Here is a 4,521-nt window from a genome sequence, read left to right as displayed (position 1 = left end):
ATACAGATAAAGAAGCTAGAGTTAAATAAATTTCTAGATAAATCGTGAGAAATAAAAGCCTCTATTATGAGGCTTTTATAGTAAGTGACTTCAATTATATAGTTTTTTATTTAGACAACAGCACCGAGTCAAATAAGTCTAAGGAGATCTTTCATGATAGATTATAACACACGTATTTATGTCTACTTTTATAGTATATCTCCATAAGAGCAAGGCAACACTTTTATATACAACTACACAGTACATTAGTATAATTGAATTATAGATTTATTTAGTCCAGTTTAAAATATTAAAATCCTAAGGAAAAGTCATGGAAAATTATATATTAGTACCAAATACAAATGTCACATATGATGGGTCTCTAAAGCCTCGCTTAGATATTGGAAGCATTCTATCCTCTAAGTTAGCATTTAAATTACTTAAATATCCAATGTATGATTCTGAATTAGATGATTATCACTTTAGCAATGATAGAATCATACAAGATGTAGATACAAATTCAATAATTTATTTTCAGTTTCCCATCTATACTACATTACATATTGAACTTGATTTAATAGATAAAGCACATCAAAAGGGAATTAGGGTAGTCGCCATTGTACATGATATAAATAGCCTCAGAGGTTTCAAAATTGGTGTAGATGAGGAGGTGGCATTATTGAATAAATTTGATTTAATCACGCTTCCTAGCATAGCTGCAGAAAATATACTAAGGAAACAGGGGCTAATTGTGCCTACAATAATCCAACAGGGCCCATTCGATTTTCTTACCCAAGCACCAGAGGTTTCTTCCATCTTTTCTAGTATAGTCAATTTTGCAGGAAACATTTCTTTCTCTAAAGCTGGTTTTCTAAGAGACATTAATACGCCAAACATTCTAGTGTTTGGTAGTAACTTAGATTTTACACTACCCAACAACGTTAGATATATGGGTAAATTTGATAATGATGATCTTATTCCGAAATTAAATAGTGGGTATGGATTGTTATGGGACAATGATAATAACAACGATGGGAAACATTTTAAGTCATATGAAAAATATAATTGGCAGTACAAATTAAGTTTGTATTTAGCAGCGGGTATTGTCCCTATAGCGGATCACGCTTCAAATGTAGGAAAGTGGCTTATTGATAATAAGTGTGGAATAACAATTCCTAATATAGAAAGCCTGGATGATGCTATACAATCTATTTCCCGACAAGAGTATGATGAATTAGAAATTGCCATTAAATCTCAACAAAATAAGGTCAGACAAGGATATTATACTCAGAAACTAGTGAAACTTATAAACAAAAAAATGTTTACATATCCAATTTAATCAGTTATATAAGTCGTTGTAGAATTTTATTTTACTATTTGTTTGATTTTTAACTTCATGACAAAATAAGCAGAAGATTTATTATTAGTTTAATTTAACACTTATACAAGTGAATAATTTGAACAGCAAGTACTGCATTTTAGTGAAACGCTTAAAGCTAAGCACCAACTTGCTCAAAGTTTATTTCCTAATTTCCTAGAATATTCTCGCTTTGTCCGCCGTTGTAATGCCCTCTTACCGAGTATCCAAGTCATTCGACAAGCACTCGTCTTTAAAGAGGTTGAAGGAATGAGTGTATCCATTATTGATAGCTTCCCCATTCCTTTGTGTCAGCCTATTCGTAATTTCAGAAGCAAAGTTCTTGGAGATTATGAAAATGTTGGCTACAATGCTACAAAGGGACAGTACTTCTATGGATGTAAATGTCATGCTTTAGTCAGTGAATCAGGCTATGTCATCGACTACGTGATTACTCCTGCTTCAATGGCTGATAGTTCAATGAACGAGGAAGTGTTGAGTCAATTTGGGACACCAACAGTCCTTGGAGATATGGGATATTTAGGTCAGTCACTGCATGATAGGCTGGAATTAAAAGGAATTGATCTAATTACACCTGTCAGGAAGAACATGAAGCAAAAGAAAATCCTTTTCCCTAATTTTTCAAAACGTAGAAAAGTGATTGAGCGAGTTTTCTCTTTTTTGACAAATCTAGGAGCTGAGCGTTGTAAAAGTCGTTCGCCTCAAGGTTTTCAATTGAAATTAGAGATGATACTTTTAGAGTATTCTTTACTGTGTTGAGAAAAGGAGTAAGAATTTTCAAACCAAATATTAGTAACATTTATCTTGTTTTAAGTGAGGGATTCCTTTTCTTTGTTTCAAGATTATCTGTTAGTATAAATAATTCTATTGGGTCCTTTTTTTTAGGTATAAAATTTTCTCCCTCCTCTATTCAATTAGGAATACTAGCAGGGATTACTAAGATAACAAGTGCCGGAGAAAATATTCTATCACCACTGAATGATAGTATTTATCCTCATATGGTTAAGGAAAAAGACTATCATTTTTTTAAAAAAATATTTATTTATGGAGGCCTAATTTGGATAGGTGGTTGTACAATAATTTTTATTGGTGCTGACTCTATTTGTTCAAGTTTATTAGGAGCAAAATACTCTGAAGCTGGAAAATATTTAAGAATTATATTAATTAATACATTGTTTGCATTTTTTAGCATGTTTTTAGGCTATCCGTCATTATCACCAATTAACAAGTCCCTTTATGCCAACATAGCTCTTCCTATAGCAACAATAATTAATATTATACTTTGTATTATTTTATGGTTAACTCACAATATTTCATTAGTTAATATATTACTTGTGATGAGTATAATGAATATCATAATGGTTATTATAAGAGGAGGAGCACTAATTAAATTTAGAAGGCTTATCCCTTCAAAAAGGAAGTAAAAAATGAAGTTTAACAATAAGAACTATGATTACTTAATAGTAGGGGCAGGACCTTATGGTTCAGTCTTTGCTTATGAAGCAGCTAAACGTGGTAAGAGGTCATTAATCATTGAACGTCGTGCTACTATTGGTGGAAACATGGCAACCCATAAAGAACATGGAATAAATATACATGATTTTGGTGCACATATTTTCCATACAGATAACAAAGAAGTTTGGGAATACATAAATCAATTTACAGAATTCAATGGTTATATTAATCAAGTAGTGGCTGATTATAAAGGTGAGCGGTACAACTTACCATTTAATATGAATACTTTCTACCAAATGTGGGGAGTAAAAACTCCTGAAGAGGCTCAAGCCAAAATTGATGAGCAAAGAGATATGGGAAATGTAAGCGGAGCTCCTAAAAATTTAGAACAACAAGCGATTTCATTAATTGGAAAAGATATTTATTTAAAACTAATTAAAGGTTATACTGAGAAACAGTGGGGAAGAAATGCTGTAGACTTACCATCATTTATTATTCGTCGTTTACCTGTTCGTTTTACCTATGATAATAATTATTTTAATCATCGTTATCAGGGAGTACCTGTCGATGGATATACTTCTATTTTTGAAAAAATGTATGAAACAGACTTAATAGATTTACAACTTGAAACAGATTTTTTTGAACATAAAGATGAATATCTTAATGAGTTTTCAAAAATTATTTATACCGGAATGATTGATCAATTTTTTGATTATAAGTTTGGAGAATTGGAATATCGCTCTGTTCGCTTTGAGTCAGAAACTTTTAAGAGCAACAATCAACAAGGAAGTGCTGTTATTAATTATACAGATTCAGAAACACCTTTTACACGAATTATGGAATGGAAACATTTTGATAAAAAAGGTGACGATGGATATACGATATTAACAAAAGAATATCCTCAGGATTGGGATAGAACGAGAGAGGCATATTATCCTGTTAATGATAAAAAAAATACTGACTTATTCAAAAAGTATAAAAAAGAGGCTATTAAATTTGGAAATGTAATTTTCGGAGGAAGACTGGGTAATTATCAATATTATGATATGGATCAGGTCATAGGTTCAGCATTAAAAGCCGTTAAAAAAGAGTTTAGAGAGTAAATCGGATTAATCTTTTGTACAATAACTATAGGTGAGTAGGAAATCATGAAGGAAATTATCTAATAGACTTTTTGTAAATAATTCTTATTGTCCACTACCATTAATATTTTATTGTGATTATTTCAAATAGTAGTGCTGAATAACCTAATAAAATCAAATAATTTATATGAAATATTTATTTTTTGTGGCCAAATAATGATTTTGGAAAAAAATGAAACATAAAAAACATAATGTTTGGGTACTTGTTATACTTATATTAATTGTTATTGGTATCGTATCATTAGGAATTTATGCCTCACAAAATTCATTTATTCCTAATGATCCTACAAGTAAAAATAGTTCAGATCAACCGACCAAAACTTCAGACTCTAACGGTTATCTAGAGCAAAAAGGTGAAGAAGCTGCCGTAGGTAGTATAGCACTTATCGATGATTCTGGGCTACCAGAATGGGTTAAGGTCCCCTCAAAGGTAAGTCTAGATAAATTTACTGATTTATCTACGAATAATATCACCATTTATCGAATTAATAATCCGGAAGTCTTAAAAACAGTTACCAATCGTACAGATCAACGGATGAAAATGTCAGAAGTTATAGCTAAGTATCC

At 31.2% G+C, this 4,521-nt stretch carries 3 protein-coding genes and 2 pseudogenes; all 5 read left to right on the top strand.

The window, feature by feature from the left end; translation table 11 throughout:
• Window positions 1–310: 310 nt before the first annotated feature.
• Window positions 311–1,318 (top strand): hypothetical protein, encoded by a 1,008-nt coding sequence (locus HFD15_RS13805; RefSeq protein WP_167593786.1) that lies wholly within the window; start codon window positions 311–313, stop codon window positions 1,316–1,318.
• Between the two features lie 129 nt (window positions 1,319–1,447).
• A pseudogene (locus HFD15_RS13800) lies at window positions 1,448–2,116 on the top strand (IS982 family transposase); the annotation flags it as partial.
• Window positions 2,113–2,781: a lipopolysaccharide biosynthesis protein gene (locus HFD15_RS13795; RefSeq protein WP_167593787.1), complete on the top strand. Its 669-nt coding sequence runs from the start codon at window positions 2,113–2,115 to the stop codon at window positions 2,779–2,781. The pseudogene HFD15_RS13800 and the gene HFD15_RS13795, both read left to right, overlap by 4 nt.
• Before the next feature lie 3 nt (window positions 2,782–2,784).
• A complete protein-coding gene (glf, locus tag HFD15_RS13790) occupies window positions 2,785–3,915 on the top strand; it encodes a UDP-galactopyranose mutase (protein WP_167593788.1) in 1,131 nt (376 codons plus the stop codon).
• Window positions 3,916–4,126: 211 nt separating this feature from the next.
• A pseudogene (locus HFD15_RS13785) lies at window positions 4,127–4,521 on the top strand (exopolysaccharide biosynthesis protein); the annotation flags it as partial.

It is taken from the genome of Lactococcus sp. EKM203L, from assembly GCF_011800585.1.
GTDB lineage: Bacteria > Bacillota > Bacilli > Lactobacillales > Streptococcaceae > Lactococcus > Lactococcus lactis.
This window is presented reverse-complemented; position numbering and strand designations above follow the sequence as displayed.